The 17143-nt window shown below is 71.2% G+C and carries 14 protein-coding genes; 8 read left to right on the top strand and 6 right to left on the bottom strand.

What is annotated here, in order from left to right:
* Window positions 1–19: 19 nt before the first annotated feature.
* Complete coding sequence (locus ACFRCG_RS01505) at window positions 20–967, bottom strand: NAD-dependent epimerase/dehydratase family protein (RefSeq protein WP_380027513.1); 948 nt, start codon at window positions 965–967, stop codon at window positions 20–22.
* A gap of 302 nt (window positions 968–1269) precedes the next feature.
* Here ACFRCG_RS01505 and ACFRCG_RS01500 point away from each other — a divergent pair, with 302 nt between their 5' ends.
* From ACFRCG_RS01500 to ACFRCG_RS01485, 4 genes are all read left to right on the top strand, one after another.
* Window positions 1270–2553 carry a nucleotide disphospho-sugar-binding domain-containing protein gene (locus ACFRCG_RS01500; RefSeq protein WP_380027511.1) on the top strand — a complete coding sequence of 428 codons (1284 nt, stop codon included), beginning with the start codon at window positions 1270–1272 and terminating at the stop codon, window positions 2551–2553.
* A gap of 15 nt (window positions 2554–2568) precedes the next feature.
* Window positions 2569–3717 carry a polysaccharide pyruvyl transferase family protein gene (locus ACFRCG_RS01495; RefSeq protein ID WP_380027510.1) on the top strand — a complete coding sequence of 383 codons (1149 nt, stop codon included), beginning with the start codon at window positions 2569–2571 and terminating at the stop codon, window positions 3715–3717.
* Window positions 3718–3722: 5 nt separating this feature from the next.
* Window positions 3723–4661, top strand: coding sequence for a Gfo/Idh/MocA family protein (locus ACFRCG_RS01490; protein ID WP_380027941.1), 939 nt, complete (start codon window positions 3723–3725; stop codon window positions 4659–4661).
* A gap of 130 nt (window positions 4662–4791) precedes the next feature.
* On the top strand, window positions 4792–5508 hold the full coding sequence (locus ACFRCG_RS01485; protein WP_380027508.1) for a hypothetical protein: 717 nt from the start codon (window positions 4792–4794) through the stop codon (window positions 5506–5508).
* Window positions 5509–5636: 128 nt separating this feature from the next.
* On the opposite strand, the gene ACFRCG_RS01480 is transcribed toward ACFRCG_RS01485, so the two are convergent.
* Complete coding sequence (locus ACFRCG_RS01480; protein ID WP_380027506.1) at window positions 5637–6677, bottom strand: epoxide hydrolase family protein; 1041 nt, start codon at window positions 6675–6677, stop codon at window positions 5637–5639.
* A gap of 37 nt (window positions 6678–6714) precedes the next feature.
* Here ACFRCG_RS01480 and ACFRCG_RS01475 point away from each other — a divergent pair, with 37 nt between their 5' ends.
* Window positions 6715–7275 (top strand): TetR/AcrR family transcriptional regulator, encoded by a 561-nt coding sequence (locus ACFRCG_RS01475; protein ID WP_380027504.1) that lies wholly within the window; start codon window positions 6715–6717, stop codon window positions 7273–7275.
* A gap of 149 nt (window positions 7276–7424) precedes the next feature.
* Window positions 7425–7979, top strand: a complete 555-nt coding sequence (locus ACFRCG_RS01470; RefSeq protein WP_380027502.1) for a cysteine hydrolase family protein — start codon at window positions 7425–7427, stop codon at window positions 7977–7979.
* A gap of 32 nt (window positions 7980–8011) precedes the next feature.
* Here the strand turns inward: ACFRCG_RS01470 and ACFRCG_RS01465 are convergent, their stop codons facing one another.
* Both ACFRCG_RS01465 and ACFRCG_RS01460 read right to left on the bottom strand, forming a co-directional pair.
* Window positions 8012–8797, bottom strand: a complete 786-nt coding sequence (locus tag ACFRCG_RS01465; RefSeq protein WP_380027500.1) for a GntR family transcriptional regulator — start codon at window positions 8795–8797, stop codon at window positions 8012–8014.
* A gap of 119 nt (window positions 8798–8916) precedes the next feature.
* Complete coding sequence (locus ACFRCG_RS01460) at window positions 8917–9300, bottom strand: VOC family protein (protein WP_380027498.1); 384 nt, start codon at window positions 9298–9300, stop codon at window positions 8917–8919.
* A gap of 87 nt (window positions 9301–9387) precedes the next feature.
* On the opposite strand from ACFRCG_RS01460, the gene ACFRCG_RS01455 reads away from it, so the two are divergent.
* A complete protein-coding gene (locus ACFRCG_RS01455; RefSeq protein ID WP_380027496.1) occupies window positions 9388–12450 on the top strand; it encodes a lantibiotic dehydratase in 3063 nt (1020 codons plus the stop codon).
* Between the two features lie 167 nt (window positions 12451–12617).
* On the opposite strand, the gene ACFRCG_RS01450 is transcribed toward ACFRCG_RS01455, so the two are convergent.
* Together ACFRCG_RS01450 and ACFRCG_RS01445 are read right to left on the bottom strand one after the other, a co-directional pair.
* Entirely contained in the window at window positions 12618–13883 is a 1266-nt protein-coding gene (locus tag ACFRCG_RS01450; RefSeq protein ID WP_380027494.1) for a ricin-type beta-trefoil lectin domain protein, read from the bottom strand.
* A gap of 265 nt (window positions 13884–14148) precedes the next feature.
* Complete coding sequence (locus ACFRCG_RS01445; RefSeq protein WP_380027492.1) at window positions 14149–15528, bottom strand: tetratricopeptide repeat protein; 1380 nt, start codon at window positions 15526–15528, stop codon at window positions 14149–14151.
* 164 nt (window positions 15529–15692) lie between these two features.
* Between ACFRCG_RS01445 and ACFRCG_RS01440 the strand changes: the two genes are divergently transcribed.
* Window positions 15693–17051, top strand: coding sequence for a M64 family metallopeptidase (locus tag ACFRCG_RS01440; RefSeq protein ID WP_380027490.1), 1359 nt, complete (start codon window positions 15693–15695; stop codon window positions 17049–17051).
* Window positions 17052–17143: the final 92 nt, after the last annotated feature.

Below are 17143 nucleotides of genomic sequence, written 5' to 3'. Positions count from 1 at the left end.
GTGCCCACAAAAATCGTGCTCACGACAACTCCCCACCGGCGTCGACCCGTAGCTCGCGCGCCATCTTCTCGATGCCGGTGTCCGGGTCCAACGGCGCGAAGTCGACGAGCGATCGCAGCAGGGAGGTGTCCACCACCAGGCTGCCGAGGTCGGTGCGGCAGCTCGGTCCCCGCGTGATCGTGATGGCTTTCTTCAGCACGGTGGCGACCCGGTCGACGACCTGGGTCACCGAATAGCCGACCCCGGAGCCGACGTTGACGGTCGCGGGCGGGCTCGTCGGCAACGAGAGCAGATCGAGGGTCGCGCGCACGAAGTCGTCCACGTACACGAAGTCCCGCCGCTGTGCTCCGCTTCCGTGCAGCCGGAACGGCTCACCCGACAGCGCGCAGCGGAAGGCCGCCGACACCACGCCCTGCCCGCGTGCGGCGGGCAGGAGTCGGCCGTAGACGTTGGAGCAGCGCAGGGCGGTACCGGCCAGCCCGTGCACCCTTCGGTAGAACTCGAGGTAGTGCTCGCCCGTCAGGCGCGACATGCCGTACGGGGAGGTGGGCTCCGCGGGATGCGTCTCGGTCCGCAGTCCCGGCTCGGGCCCCGGCGCGTAGACGCCGCCGGCGGAGGAGAGGAACACGATCCGGGTGTCGGGGCTGTGGGTGCGCACCGCCTCGCAGACGTTGATCAGCAGCGACAACGTGTCCACGGCGTCGGCGGCCGGCGCGTGCGCCGACGGTACCGGGAATCGGCCACCGGCGGCGATGACGACGACGTCGGTGTCCGGGCCCAGCACGGACGGTAGTTCGGCGGCTCCGTCGCCCGGGACGAGGCGCGGCCTTCCGGTGGACGCGACCCGCTCGCGCAGCGCGTACGGATCGGATCGGCCGATGACGGTCACGTCCCAGCCGCGGCGTTCGGCGCCGATGGCGAGGGCGGTGCCCAGAAATCCGGCCCCGACGATGGCGGCTCTCATCATGGACGTCCTCCGCATCTCCGGGTAACTGCTTTCGCCGGTGGGCACGTACGGTCCGTGGGTGGGGCAACCCGCGCTGAATGGCGGACTATCGCCGCACCGACGACGGCAACTCGACTGGTCTGCACCATCCTTGTGGGGCGCGCGGGGTCCCGGGATCCGGACTGCGGATGCGTGACCCATACGGAGTAATCGCGGCGTGGATTTGAACTCGTTCGGCCCAACGGTGCGTGCAATCGGCGAGGAACCGCGTGAGGCTGGAGCCCGGTTCGGGGGGATGGCTGGCTCACAAGACGGAGATGCGCATGCGCGTCGTGTTCGCGACTCTGCCCGTGAAAGCGCATCTGAATACGGTGATTCCGCTCGCGTGGGCCCTGCAGAGCGCCGGCCACGAGGTGGTGCTGACCGCCGACTGGGGCCCAGAGCGGGACTCGACGCGGTACATCGAGGCGGCCGGCCTGAACGCCGTGCCCCTGGGCGGCGAAGGCGACGTGTCCCCGGTTCGCCCGGGTGAGCACAATCAATCCGACTTCCTGGCCATGGACCCGGACGAGCGGGACGAGGGTCGGTGGGACGGCTTCCGTGCGGCTGTGCGCTTCATGTACCGGCAGGTGTACGCGCCGGATTCCGAAGTGGGCGCACAAAGCGGCCTGTTGCGGCACCTGGTCGCGTTCACCGACTCCTGGCGGCCGGATCTCCTGCTCTGGGACGCGCTCGTGTTCCCCGCTCCGGTGGCCGCGCGGCTCTGCGGCGCCGCGCATGCCCGGATCGTCTGGGGCATGGACACGATCGGCATGCTCCGGGACCGGATCCGCACGGACCTGGACGAGCGACGCGCCGCCTCGGCGGGGGACATCGAGGATCCGTGCGCCGAGTGGTTGCGGCCGCTGCTCGATCCGTACGGCCTGGACTTCACCGAGGATTCCCTGCTGGGCCAGTGGTCCGTCGATCTGTGCCGCCCCCATCCGTACCGCGCCCACGGCACGACCGTGCCGATGCGCCGGATCCCCTTCGGCGGAGCGGCCGAACTCTCCCCGTGGCTGCGGGAGAAGCCGGCGCGGCCCAGGGTGGTGCTCACGCTCGGGATGACCAGGGAGGAGATCCACCGGCGCACACTGGCGTTTCCGCTGCGGGACTTCCTCGACGCGGCGGCGGAATTGCACGTGGATCTGCTGACCACGATGACGGCCGACCGCATGTCCGCTCTCGGCCCGCTTCCGGAGAATGTGCGGCCCATCGGCTATGTGCCGTTCGGCCCGCTCCTGCCGAGCTGTTCGGCGATCGTGCACAACGGCGGCCGGGGGACCTTCTCCGCGGCCGCCGGCTTCCGGGTGCCGCAGGTGATCGTTCCGCAGCCGATGTGGGACGAGATGGTCACCGCGCGTCAGGTGGCCGGCTACGGGGCGGGGCTCGCGCTGGACCCGGCGGGACTGGCGGGGGCGACCGTGTACGAGGCGCTGGTTCGGGTGCTCGACGATCCGGGCTTTCGAGCCGGCGCACACCGCCTGTACGTCGACACGATGTCCGACCCCGCGCCGACGGACTGCGTTTCCCGACTGGAGCAACTGACCACCCTTCATCGCGCCTGAGGAATCGGCCTTTTCATGCCTTTCACGAGCGACGACGAGCACCGTCCGTACTACCTCGTCTGCGCGGCGGGAATTCCCAACTACGGCGACGAACTCATCGCGATCACCTGGCTGCGGCATCTGGCCCGGGTGGCTCCCGATGTCGACGTGGTCGTGGACTGCCTCTATCCCGAGGTGGCCGTCGGGCACATGGGCGGCGTGCATCCGCGAGCACGTTTCACCAGCGTGCTGTGGCGGTTGTGCCTGCGCCACTGGCCCGGCGACGACCCGGCGGCGACCTGCGCGGGCGTGGCGGGTGCGGTGCGCGATCCGGCCTCGGTGCCCGAACTGGCGGACGAGATCCGGGCATTGCGCGGAGCGGCGGTGGTGCACCTGGTCGGCGGCGGCTTCCTCAACGGCATCTGGCCGGTGTTCGTCGGGTTGTTGGCGGGCATGGCCGTCGCCGCCGACACGGGCGGCGCGCGGACGGCGATGACCGGGCAGGGGTTGTGGCCGCCGGTCGACGCCGCCGGGCCGACCCGGTCGCTGATCGCACGGTTCGACGTGGTCGACGTACGGGACGCGGCCTCCGCCGAGTTCGTCGGGCTCGCGGCGTCCGTCGACCACTGCGACGACGTGTTCCTCGGATTCGGCCCGCACCTGCTGCGTGCGGACGAGGGGGTGCCGGAGGTCATGGTGAGCGTGCAGTCGCTTCTGGCCGCGAACGAGGGGGCGGCCGAGGCGACGGTCCGTTTCGTGGCCGAGGTGCTGCGCGCGTGGCGGGTGACGGACGTGGGCCTGCTGGAGTGCTCTCCCGACAAGGATCGGGACGTACTTGCCATTGCCGAGACGCTGCTGCCCGGTGCCCGCCGATACTCGCTCCGCGACGTCCTGGCCCACGGTCTGCCCGCACGCGCCGGCCAGTGCTGGATCAGTACCCGCTTCCATCCGCACATGGTGGCCGGCGCGGCCGGCGCGCACGGCGCGGCCCTGGTGGTGCGAGACGACTACTACGACATCAAACATCGTTCGCTGATCGACTCCGGCTCCGCCTGGCGGCTGATCCGACCGCCGGAGATTCCCGAACGCCCCACCACCGGTGGGTACGCCGTCGAGCGGTTGGCCGAACTGCGCACCGCCAAACTGGCCGTGGCCGAGCGCATCTACGGGCGTGGTTCCGCGTGAGAGGGATGGAACTGCTGCTGATCGGGCTGTCGAGGTTCGCCCGGCGTCGGGTGTTGCCCGCCGCCGCGTCGATGCCCGAGATCACCACGGTCGACATCGCCAGCCGGCACGCCACGCCGGACGACGTGGCCGAAGTCCCGAAGCTGGGCCGGCTCCACGGCGACTGGCGCGGCGCGTTGGCCACGTGCGCACCGGGCCTGGCGTATGTGTCACTGGTCAACAACGAGCACGCCGTCGCGGTCCGGGAGGCGCTGGGGCTGGGGTGGCATGTGGTGGTCGACAAGCCGGCCCTGTGCAACGCGCGGGTGGCGACCGAGATGGTGGAACTGGCGAGGTCGTCGTCCCTCGTGCTCGCCGAGGCGACGTGTTATTCGTTCCACCCGATGTTCCCCGTCGTCCGGGAGTCGGCCGCCGATGCCACCAAGGTGGTGGCCGTCTTCACCCCGCCGGTGCCGGCGGGGGATTTCCGCCATGATCGGGGGCGCGGCGGCGGTGCGCTTTTCGACACCGGTCCCTATCTCGCGTCGTTGGGACGGGTGTTGTGGGATCTGGAGCCGGAGGAGGTCTGCGTGATGGTGGCCGACCGCACGGCGGACGGCCTCGACCTCTCGTACAGCGCACTGGCCCGGTACGCCGAAGGAAGGACCGTCGTCGGCCACTTCGGCTTCACCAACACCTACCACAACGCGCTGCGACTACTGGGCGGACACGAAGTCGTGGATGTCGAGCGTCCGTTCTCCATGCCACCGGAGAACGAGGCGAGGGTGACGATCCGCAGGGACAACAAGGAGCGTATTCACCGGATCGCCCCCGCCGACAGCATGAGGCTCTTCCTGAACCGGGTGGTCGATGCCGCGTACACCGGCTCCCGGGAGTTCGACGAGCCACTGCTCGGCGACGCTCGCACGCTCGACCGCCTGATCCGGGCCGCGAACGGCAACTGACCGTGTCGGTCCGGCGGTTCCGTGCCGCCACCGAGGTCGGGTTTCGCCCGGTTCCGGCGCCGAACCGGAAGGAGACCCCGCGACTTGTCCCCGTCGGGAACCGTCCCTCGGGCGCCGACGTCACATCACCATGGCCGAGTCGAATGCACGACCACCCGCCACCATCCGGACGATCCTCGTCATCGCCGCCGGACTGATCGCCGTCGCCTGTATCGGAGTCGCACTGTGGCTCATGTACGCGGATGACGGCGAGGAAAAGAACGCGAAGGGAAAGCCCCGCTCCGTGTCCGACACACCGGTCGGCGCACCGGGCACCGCCCCCGTCACCTCGCCCGCCGCCACCCTTGCCGTGTCCCCCGCCGAGACGGCGATCCCGCCGAGCACGACGCCGCCGCGTGCCACGCCCACGAGCACCCGAACCCCCGCCCTCCCCGTCGACGGACGCGTCGACACGCGCACCATCTCCTTCGCCGAGGCACGCGGTCTGCCCAAGGTGTTCGCCGTCGCCGAATCGGCGGCACAGGACGCGGACGTGCTGGCGGGCGTATTCGCCGGCAGCCCGAACAAGCGCCCGGCGGAACCCACCCCCGCAACGGACTTCGCCCGCAACGTCGTGGTCACCGTGACCGTCGACGCGGGCTGCCTCGACCCCGAGGGCGCCCGCCTGTTCGCGACCGGGAACCGGCTCCGACTCGACGTACGCCTCCCCGATCGCAGCGCACCGCCGGAATGCCTCGCCCCGTACATCCGGCTGGCCCGCTTCGAGGTGCCACGCGCGTCACTGCCACAGCGTCCGGTCCTGGACGGCAGGTCACCCGCAACACCGAACGCGAACTCCCGCCCCTGACCCGAATCGCGCCCGGGCGCGACGGCGCCCGACGTGCCGCTCGTCGTGCCATGCCCGGGCTACGAACGCGTCGGACCGCGGTTCCCGGCCACCCACCCGAGCACCGACTGGCGAATCGCGGGTCGCCCTCAGCGGGCCGGATCGAGCGCTCGCCGCAGGTCGGCGACGTACGTTTCGGGCTGTTCCCAGGCTGCGAAGTGGCCTCCGACGGGGTGCTCCACGTATTCGCGGATGTCCAGGAACACCTCGGCGTAGCTGCGGGGTTCCGGCTTGAGGTCGTGCGCGAACACGGACAGCACGGTCGGTGTGTCGATGCGGTCGGGCAGGGTGACCGGTTCGGCGTAGGTGGCGAAAGAGGTGCCGATCGTACCGGTGGCCCAGTAGGCGGTGACCCAGGTGAGCAATTCGTCCGGGGTGAACGCCGCCTTGTCGGACCAGGATTCCAGTTTTTCGACGATCCACGCGGCGAGGCCGGCCGGCGAGTCGCCGAGGGCTGCGGCAAGCGTGTTCGGCCGCGTCGACTGCTCGGCGATGTATCCGCCTTCGAGCCGGAACCACTGCGCGGTCCGGCGGAGGTAGTCGGCCGCGTCGGGCGCGAGCTTCGCCGGGTCGGCGCTGAGCGCGTGCTGCGGGGCGATGTTCGTCAGGTGCAACGCGGCCACCCGGTCGGGGTGTTCGGCCGCGAGGAGTTCCGCGATGGTGCCGCCCACGTCGCCGCCGGACACGGTGTAGCGGGCGTGGCCGAGTGCGTCGAGCGCGTCCGCGACGATGCCGGCGATCGTATTGGCCGACATGCCCGGCGTGGTGAGCGGTGGAGCGAACGGGAAGCCGGGCAGCGCGGGAACCACCACGTGCAGGTCCGCGAGCAGCGGCAGGACCCGCTCGAACCGCAACACCGAGTCCGGCCAGCCGTGCAGCAACACGACCACGGGGGCGCCGGGATTCGCGGACCGCTGGTGGATGACCCGCAGGTCGGCGTCACCCGCGCGCACCGTCACCCACGGGAGTTCGGCGATCCGGCGCTCGTGCGCGTCCCAGTCGTATGCGTTCGCCCAGTGTTCGAGCAGTTCGTCGAGGCGGGTACCGCCGAGGCCGCGCGTGGCGTCGTCGTGCCAGGGGGTCGTCACGCGTCGCGTGCGCCGGATTCGCTCTCGCAGTTCGTCCATCATGTGTACGAGCATACACATGATGTATATACTCATACACATGACGTCTCGTGATGCGACCGCGACCAGGCAGCGGATCCTGGAACACGCCCAACGCCAGTTCGCCCGGCACGGGTACACAACGGTCACCGTCAAGGGTGTGGCCGATGCCGCCGGCGTGTCGCCCAACCTCATCACGCGCTACTTCGGCGGCAAGGACGGCCTGTTCCTGGCGGCGACCCGGGTCGAATTGCCGGTCGAGCACTCGGTCGAGGGCGACCGCGCCACGCTCGGTCCGCGCCTCGCGGCGAGCATCGTGCAACGATGGTTCGGTACATCCGGGGAGGATCCGCTGCTCGTCCTGCACCGCGCGTCCGGCGAACGCCCGGAGGCGGCGGAGGCGTTGGCCGCCTTCCTCGACAGGAACTCCCTGGAACCCCTGCACCGCTACCTGCGCGACACCGGACTGCCCGACGCGGAGGCCCGCGACCGGGCCGCGGCCATCGACGCCTTCGTCCTGGGCGTTTCCGCTCGCCGCCGCCTCCTGCGCTCCGAACCGGGCGACCCGGCCGCCCTTCAAGCCTGGCTGGCCACCACCATCCAACGCCTCGCCGACGGGTGAGATCTTGTTGATATCTCAAGTCGCCGTTATTGTGATCTTACTTGGGTCGCGTCGATCGGCTCCGTCGGCAACGCACCCGCGCGCCCGCGCGCCTCTCACCATCGTGCTCACCACGGCCGCCGGATGGAGCGGCTCGACGGGAGATTGTCGTGACCACCGCACTGATCATCGGTGACCTCCAACAGGGCATCACCGGCGGTTATCCCTTCGCCAGGCAAGTCCTGCCCCCGCTCACCGAGTTGCTGCCGCGGGCCCGTTCCGCCGATGCTCTCGTGGTGTTCGTGCACTTCGCGTTCCGCGGCAACGGGGCCGATCTCCTCCCGGACAACGCGCTGTACCGGACGTTCTACGAGGCCGGGGACACCTTCCACGAGGGCACCGCCGGCACCGAGATCGCCCTGCCGGTCGCCGAGGAGGACGTCGTCGTGCTCAAGCGCCGCACGAGCGCGTTCGCCGGCACGGACCTCGACCTCGTCCTGCGGGCCCGCGGCGTCGACACGATCGCGATCGCCGGCGTGGCCACCGGCGCCATGGTCGCGGCCACCGCCTACGACGGAGCCGATCGCGGATACCGGGTGACCGTGCTGCGCGACGGCTGCGCCGACGGTGATCCGGCCGTCCACGACTTCTTCATGGACGCCGTCTTCCCCGGTCGCGGCTTCACGGTGACGTCCTGCGCCGACTGGCACCCGAAACCGGCCTGAACCCTCGGCCACGCGGGGCCGGTCGTCGAGTCCTAGAGGAGCGGCAGTGGTGACGTGGGCATCTCGATCGGCGCCCTGTTGACGGAGGCGCTTCGGGCCAGGACCCGGAGCACGTCGCGGTGTACGCGCTCGCATCGGCTGCGCATCGCCCCGTGGGTGGCGGCCACGTCCCGCGCGCGCAACCCTTCGAAGACGGCCGCCAGTTCTCCGGGCGGGCTCGCGGCGTCGGGGGCGATCAGCGCGGCCATCCGCAGGACGCGTTCCAGTTCGTCGAGTACGTCGACAATCGCCTTGGCCAGCCGGGTGTTGCCGCCGGAGTTGGCGATGATGGCCTCGAATTCGATCGAGGCCCGCAGTGCCTCCTCCTGTCCCACCCGGCCCGCCGCGAGCGCGAAATGCACCTGGGCCAATACTTCGAGCCGCTCCAGTGCGGGCCCGTCGACACCTCGGCGCGCCGCCTCGGACGCGGCTTCGCCGGACAGCAGCGTGCGCAATCCGCAGAGGTCGTCGGTGTCCTGGAGGGTGATGGGCCTGACGACGTAACCCGCGCGCGGCAGGGCGGCCACGAGCCCATCGCGCCGCAATCGGGCCAACGCCTCGCGCACCGGTGTCTTGCTGATGTCCCACTGCCGCGCGAGCGAGGTCTCGGTGAAGCTGCTACCGGGCGACAGCGTCAGATCGATGAGCTGGCGTCTGATCGCCCGGTAGGCCTGGTTCGTGCGATCGAGGCCGGAATCTTCCGCGCCGACCAACAGCAATGCGGGGATATGCGGCATTCCCGTGATCACCGAATCGCCCTCACGAGTATCTTTACGCACTCCGTCAGCATACCACCGGACCGAATTGATACGGCAGTTACTTCCCGCCGCGTGATCTCCGGCATATGGATAAAGGAATCCCGCCGGTATTCCGACAGGGCAATGAGCCGGCGGATTCGTCAGGTATCCATCGCGGCTCGTTCGGCCGCACTGCGCAGCACACAGAATTCGTTTCCCTCGGGATCGGCGAGGATCACCCAGCCCGAGCCGTCCGGATTCCGGTGGTCGGCGAACAGCGTTGCGCCCAGGCCGAGCAGTCGCTCCACCTCGTCGTCGCGCGACGTCTCGGGGCGCAGACACAGATGCACCCGGTTCTTGACCGTCTTGGCCTCGGACACCTGGTTGAAGTACAACACCGGCCCGTCGGCGAGTTGCACCTCGGTTTCCCGCGCACCCGGTTTGTCCTCCGGATGCAGCGGACGCCCCGTCACCCCGCTCCAGAACCGGGCCAACTCGTAGGCATCCGCACAGTCGATCGCCACATTCTGCAATACCGAGACCATGGGCGTGATTCTTCCCGATCCCGGCGCCGAACGCCCGGGTAGGCAGTAGTCGATCAGTGGTGTTTCGGCTCACCCTCGGAGGATCGTGTGTCGGACGGGACGCAGCTCTACCGCAGCACCGGGGTCGCCCTGCTCCGGGCGGCGGTGACGCCGCTCGGCGAGATCCCCACCCGGTGGCCCGATCCGGACGAAGTACCCGACTGCGTGGCGTGGTTGCGGCAAACGTGGTCGCGGCCCGGGCTCGCCGCCGGCATCACCGCGGCCGGCCCGACGCTCGCGCGCCGGGTCGAGGCGCTGATCGCCGGCACCGACGGCGGTGACCCCAAGCGGGTGCGCCGGGCGACCGCCGCCGTGGTCCGCTATGTGCTGCGCAGCGCCGGACGCCCCACGCCCTTCGGCCTGTTCGCCGGTGTCGCACCGTTGACCGTGGGCTCGCACACCCGGGTCGACTGGGGGGCCGAGCATCGGCCGATGGCCCGGGTCGACACCGAATGGCTCGCCGACCTCGTCGACCGATTGGAGGCGTGCCCGCAGCTGTTGGCCCGCGTGGACGTGGTCTTCAGCCGGCCGGTCACCGAACGGGGCGACCGGTTGGAGCTGGCGAACGGCCCGTTCCGGGTGAGCGTGCGTCGTACGCGGGCCGTGCTCGCGGCGCGGGAGGCGGCGGCTTCACCGGTGCGTTTCGGCACGCTCGTCGATGCCGTGGCCGAGGCGTTTCCCCGGGTCGACCGCGCCCGGATCGAGGCCCTGTCGGCCGATCTCGTGCGGCGCGGCTTCCTGATCAGCGCGTTGCGCGCGCCGATGACCGTCACCGACCCGCTCGCGCGACTCGTGGACGAACTCCGGCGGGTGCACGCGGACACGGTGCCCGCGGTCGCCCCACTGGTGGCCGGACTGCGCCTGGTGGCCGAGGGTGTGCGCGGACACAACGAGGCGTCACTCGCCGACCGTGCCGCGCTGCGGGCCGATCTGGGTGCGCGGATGCGGACGTTGTCCGATGCGGGCCGTACCGCGCTCGGCGTGGACACGCGGCTCGACTGCCGGGTCGCCGTTCCCCATGCGGTGGCGTGGGAGATGGAGCGGGCCGCGAGCGCGTTGTTGCGTACGACGCGTCGGCCGGCGGGCGAGTCCGCGTGGCGGGCCTACCATGCCGCGTTCGTCGACCGGTACGGCGTCGGGGCGGCGGTGCCCCTGGCCGACGTCGTCGACCCGGACACCGGGCTCGGCTATCCCGCCGGATATCCCACCGCCACGGAGGTCGCGCCGGCGGAGACGGCGACGCCGCGCGACGACCGTCTGCTCGCGATGGCGTGGGAGGCCATGGCGGACGGGGTCGGCGTCGGCGAGGTCGTGTTGACCGACGCGGACATTCGTACGCTGGCCGACGGCACGGGCTTCGACGAGCGGCGCACACCTCCGCACCTCGAACTGTCCGCGCGCGTACACGCGCACAGCGTCCGGGCTTTGGATCGTGGGGAGTTCACCCTCGTGGTCGCGCCGGCGGGCGCGGCCGGGACGATCACCTCGCGGTTCACCCCGACGGCGACCGGTTCGGGCCTGGAGGACGTGTACCGCACGCTGCCGCCCACGACGGAGGGCGCGTTGCGGGCGCAGTTGGCCACGCCGCCGCTGTACGCCCATGCGCAGAACGTCGGCCGTGTCCCCGGCTATCTGCCCCACGTGCTGTCCCTGGGCGAACACCGTGGCCCCGACGACTCGCACATCGCGGTGGATGTGCGGGACTTGGCCGTGCTGGCCACCTCGACCGGCCTGCACCTGGTCGACCGCTCACGGCATGTCGTCGTGGAGCCACAGGTGTTCCATGCGCTCGCCCTGCACCGACAGGTGTCACCGCTCGCTCGATTCGTCGCCCGGCTGCCGCGTGCGTTGGGGGCCCAGTGGTACGAGTTCGACTGGGGGCCGCGGGCACAACTTCTGCCCTGGCTACCGAGGGTGCGCTACGGGCGCTCGGTGCTCTCCCCCGCGCGATGGCGGCTGACCGGGGACGACCTGCCGGCCGCGAGCGCCGACGGGAACTCGTGGCGACTCGCCCTGAGGGTCTGGCGCACCCGCTGGAAGTGCCCGGACACCGTCGAGTTGCGCGACGCCACCGACCGCACCCTGCGCCTGTCCCTGGACGAGCCCGCGCACGCCGAGCTGTTGCGCGGCCACCTGGCCAAACGCGGACACGCGATCGTGCACGAGGCCGCGTCCGCCGCCGAGTTCGGGTGGATCGGCGGTCATGTCCACGAGATCGCCCTCCCCTTGGCCGCCCGCCGACCGCCCGCGCCCTCACCGTTGATCGGCCTGCCGGGGCGCGCGGCCGATCCGGTGTGCGGCGCGGCGCCCGGATCGGCGAGCGAGGAGTGGGTGTACGCGAAGATCCACGCGCACCCCGAGCGCTTCGACGAGATCATCGCCCACCGCCTGCCCGAACTCGCGGTCGCCCTGGACCGGGACCGCGCCCGGTGGTTCGTACGCCACCGCGGCACCCACGAGCGGGACCATCTCCGGCTGTACGTCCACACCCCGGACCCGCACGATCGAGCCGCGGTGATGGCGGCGATCGAGCGATGGACCCGGGAGTTGCGCGCCGGGCGGGCCGCGTCGCATCTCGTGCTGGACACCTACCGGCCCGAAGTCGGCCGCTACGGCGCCGGAGCGGCCATGGCGGCGGCCGAGCGGGTCTTCGCGGCCGACTCGCGCACGGTGGCCGCGTGGCTCGCGCACGCGCCCACGATGGACCTCGCGCCCCTCGCGTGGGCCGCGTTGTCGATGGTGGGCATCGCCTGCGCGTTCCACGGCGACCCCGGCGAGGGCATGCGGCGCCTGGCCGCGCAACCGATCGGCGCGGCGCCGCGGGTGGAGCGGGCCATCGCGGACACCGTCCCGGCCCGGATCACCGCAGACGGTGTCCATCCGACGGGTCTGCCGGCGGAGTTGTCCGCGGCCTGGGCGGCCCGCGCACAGGCCCTCGCCGCCTACCGCGAGTTGCTGCCCGCCGATACCGACACCGACGCCATCCTGGACGCGCTCCTGTGCCTGCACCACAACCGCGCCTTGGGCATCGACCCGACCGGGGAACGAACCTGCCGACGCCTCGCCCGCCAGGCCGTCTTGGCCTTCCGGGCCCATCCGGTCGGCCCGTGAGCCGACCGGCGTGTGCGCCTCCGGCGGCCGAGGCGGCCGGCGTCCGGTGGCACAGCGACGAAGTCCCTTTCCCGTCCGGCCCGTCCGGCCCGGGCGCGGTCCGGACGCGCGACGGCCCGGGTCGGTGGATCCGACCCGGGCCGCCTCGTTGGTGTCATGTCGCCCGACTACTTGGGGACGTTCCAGAGTTGCCCCTTGCCCGCGTTGGCGGAATGGAGCTGCACCACCGTGCTGTTCGCGGTGCCTCCGCCCTTCACGTCCAAGACCTTGCCGCTCGCCACGTGCACGATGCGGCCCTTGGCGTCGATCCGCCACTTCTGCGCGGCGCTGCCGTTGCAGTCGTACAACGAGATCTTGGTGCCGTCGGCGAACGCGTTGCGCGCGTCGTCCAGGCACTTGCCCATCGAGCGCAGCGTGCCGTCCGAGTACAGGATCCAGGACTGGCCCGGGCCGGTGTTGCAGGTGTAGATCTGGATCTGGGTGCTGTTGGCCGGCTTGCCGCCCTTGACGTCCAGGCACTTCCCGGCGATCCCGGTGATCCTGCCCTGCGGGGGCACCGGAGCGCCGGCCGCGGCGGCCAGCGTGCGGAGCCCCTGGACGTCGAACTGCTGCACGTACTGGCCGGCTCGGGAGTCCGGGTAGGCGTTCAGGAGCGTGCACATGACCGGGTTCTCACCCGAGTCGGTGCCCTTGGCGCACTTCCCGGGCGCGTCGTCGGCGTGTGCCAGACCCAGGGTGTGGCCCAGTTCGTGGCTGACGTGGTTCCGCATGCCGACCTCGCCGAAGCGCGCGGTGGGCTTGCCGTCGGCGGTGAAGAAGGATGTGTTGATGTACGCGTGCCCACTGGTCACCGTGTCCGGGGTGCTGCGCGAGTGGAACCCGCAACTCCACCCCGGCGTCCCGGATCCGTCCATGACGACCTTCCACGGACTGCCGTCGGTGGTCGTCACACACGGGTTCAGGAACGCGCCGATCACGATCTCGCCCTTGGGGCGGACGTAGTCGTGACCGACGGGCTTGGTGTCGACCGTGATCGGCAGCGCCGTCTCGTGCTGGATCTCGGCGGCGGAGCGTTTGACGTACGGCGCCAGCCAGTCGACCGACTTCTGATCGTAGAACTTGATCGTGTAGCCGGTCGACAGCAGCTTCGCCGCGCCGGCGGACTTCCACCCGAGCCCGGACGGCGCGGCCGCTGCGGCGGCGACGGCCGTACGCTGCCGGGCGGGAGCGAGCGGCGGAATCGTCATCCGGCCATTGACGAACGTGGTGCCGTCGACATCCGACCAGCCGGAGTCGGGCGCCTCGACCCCGTCCAGCGCCTGCTGAACCGGCACCGGATCCGGTTGGGCATCGCCGTCCTGGTCGCCGAACGCCGCGCCCGAAAGTTGCAATCCACCGACGATCGCGGCGGTCGCCGCGAATGCGGCGACCAACGATATTCGGCGCTTCCCCGTGACTTTCAAATCCCGTAACCCTTCGTTCAAGGCCGTGAACGCACCTTTCGGCACCGGCCGAAAAACACCGTACAGGTCACCGGTCGCAACAAATTTCGCCCCCGCCACCGCCGCGCAACCCGACCCCACTTCGCGCAATCGGGACAGGGATCGGAACGCGAGGACGGGTCGATCGGAGAAGTCCTCGTACATGTCCTCATCTGGCGTCGATCACACATCGACTTCGGTTGATGGGGTTCAGAGGTCAGAGCACGAACGGATACGCCGGCGCCGGCCCGTCCTCCGCGTCCCGGTACGGTGCCGGCCGGCCGAGGGCCGGTCCGAGTGTCGTGGTGCCCGGGGTCGCCCGGTCGCGCAGGCCGGTGCGGTAGGCGTCCATCGCGGCTTCGGTGCGGCCCATGCGGCGCAGCAGGTCGCCCAGGAGCATGCACAGGTCGGCCAAGTCCCCCGCCGCGCCGCTGCGTTCGAGGAAGCCGAGCGCGCCGACGTAGTGCTCCTCGGCGCGTTCGGGCTCGCCCCGCTCCTCGGCCATCAGACCGAGCAGCCGATGGGCGCCCGCCGCGTGCACCGCGCCTCGGGTGTCGTCGAGATCGAGCACGCCCGCCAACAGCTCCCGCGCCTCCTCGTGCCGGCCGAGGCGGCGCAGTACGTCGGCCAGTTCCACCTCGACCTGGGCGGTGAACAGTCGGGCGTGCCGGGCCGCGAGCATCTCGCGCGCGGTGCGCAGTTCGGTCTCGGCGGCGTCGAGCGCGTCGTGCTGGGCGTGGACGTAGCCGCGCATCCAGTGGCAGTGGGCGAGTTCGGTGCGCAGCTGCAGCTGCCGGTACAGCTCCTGCGCCTTGGCCAGCGAGGCGTCCGCGTCGGCGATGCGGCCCTCCGCGAGCAGCGTACGGGCGACGCTGCGATGCATCCCGGCCACCAGGGCGGGATCGGAGACCCGCGGCGCCAGCGCGAGGGCGACCTCGGCGGCGTGCGCGGCGCGGACGTACGCCCCCATGTCCATGTAGGGCGCGATGGACGCGGCGTGCAGCAGGACGAGCGCGTCGGGGTCGTGCAGGTCGTCGGCGGCTAGTTCGGCCAAGGCGGTCTCCAACACGTAGCACGCGTAGCGCAGTTCGCCGGCCAGGAAGTGGGCCACGGCCCGGCCGCGGATGGCGCGGGCCCGGCGGGGCGCGGGTTCGCCGGCGAGTTGCCGCTCGGCCGCCTCGAAGTGGGCGCGCGCCCGAGCCGGCTCCCCGGTCACCAGCGCGCACTCGCCCAGTCCGATCCGGGCGGTGGCCTGCTCGGCCGGCAGCGCCAGCCGCTCGGCCTCGGCGAGCAGTTCCCCGTAGCGCCGGGCGGCCTGCTCCGGGGTGCCGATGGCGAGCAGGCGCTGCGCGTCGGTGAGCGCGAGGCGCAGTTCCGTGGCGAGGTGGGCGGGGTGACCCGTGGTCAGCTCCTCGTACGTGGTGCCGAGTTGCCCCGCGAGGAAGCGCAGGGCGGCCTCCGAGGGACGGGCCTTGCCCGATTCCAGGGTGGAGATGTGGGCCGCGGTGTACCTCGGCTCGGCGAGCTGACGTTGCGTCAATCCCAGTTGGTTGCGCATGCGTTGGATGCGCCTTCCGATCTCGGCCGGCTCGTCCATCGAGTACCCCCTGCGGTTGTTCCTCGCCCCGAGGCATTGTGCTGCAACGCCCCGACGTTTAGCTTAAGTTCGGACTTGGATTCACTGAAGTCCGGATCTATCTCCCCTCGCGTGCCAAGGAGAATCCCTTGCGCAGATCGAGTACATCGCTTCGCGGATCCGTGATGGCGGCCGTCGCGGCCGTCGCTTTCGTGTGCACCGTCGTCACCGCGCCGGGTACGGCCGCCGGTGCCGCCGCGGGCACACCGACCACCGACCGCGTCCAAGTCGAGATCCCGGGCCCCGAATCCGCGGGACCCACCGCGCTCCCGCGACCACACACCGAGGCGGGCTCCGGGTACACCTGGGTCTCCCGGCGCGGCGGGGAGGGCTCGCCACCGGGCGTTCTCTCCCCCGAAACCGCCCCGGGCGACGGCGCGGTCACCAAGGTCGTCGACAACGGCCCCACCGCGAACCGCCTCGACATCGTCTTCGTCGGCGACGGCTACACCGCGGGCGAACTGGCGCGGTTCCACACGGACGTCAGGGAGCGCTGGGCGGAGATCGTGGCCGTCGAGCCTTACACCACCTACGCCGGCCTCTTCAACGTCTGGGCGGTGGACGCGGTCTCCCGCCAGTCCGGGGTGTCCGGCGATCCGTCCCGGGACGTGGTGCGGGACACGGCGCTCGGATCCTACTTCTGGTGCGAGAACACCGAACGGCTGCTGTGCGTCGACGAGGCCAAGGTCGACTCGTACGTCGACAACGCCCCCGCCGTCGACCTGGTGATGGTGCTCGCCAACAGCGCCAAGTACGGCGGGGCCGGCTACAACACGCCCAGCCCGACGCTCGGTTACGAGGGCATCGCCACCTCCTCCGCGCACAACGCCCAGTCGGGCCAGGTCGCCATCCACGAGACGGGGCATTCGCTCGGCAAGCTCGCCGACGAGTACTTCTATCCCGGCGTCCCCGGCTACGAGCACTACACCGGCCCCGAACCGGGCGAGTCCAACATCACCGAACTGTCCGCGGCGCGAATGCGGAGCACCCACGCCAAGTGGTACCGCTGGCTGGGCCAGACCTCACCCGACGGCGGCACGGTCGGCGCGTACACGGGCGGCGGCTACTACGTGACCGGCCTGAACCGGCCGACGGACGGCTCGCTGATGCGCTTCACCGGCAAGCCGTTCAATCTGCCCGGGGTCGAGGCGATGATCGCCGGCTTCCACCGACACGCCTCCGCGGCACACGCCCTCACCCCGACGGCACGGACGTTGCGAGCCGGGGACAGCGCGCGCATCGCCCTGGCCCGGCCCACCGGTCCGGCCGCGCGGCCGCTTCGGGTGCGGTGGTACCTCGACGACAAGCCGCTGAAGCCACCGGCGCGCGAGGACACGATGCAGGTCTCGGAACTGCGCCCGGACCCGCGTCGCCCGGGGCCGCACCGGTTGACCGTGGTGGTCGTCGACCCGACCGACTCGGTCCGTGACCCCGCCATCGCCGAGACCCTGCGGACGAGTCTGACCTGGACCATCCGAGCCTGAGCATCCGGGCCCGGCCATCGGGATCCGACCCGGATCAGCCGGGCCCGACCGCACGAATCACCGGCACAACGACCCCGGCGCGCGCCTCGCGC

Source organism: Embleya sp. NPDC056575 (assembly GCF_042793325.1).
Taxonomy (GTDB): Bacteria; Actinomycetota; Actinomycetes; order Streptomycetales; family Streptomycetaceae; genus Embleya.
This window is presented reverse-complemented; position numbering and strand designations above follow the sequence as displayed.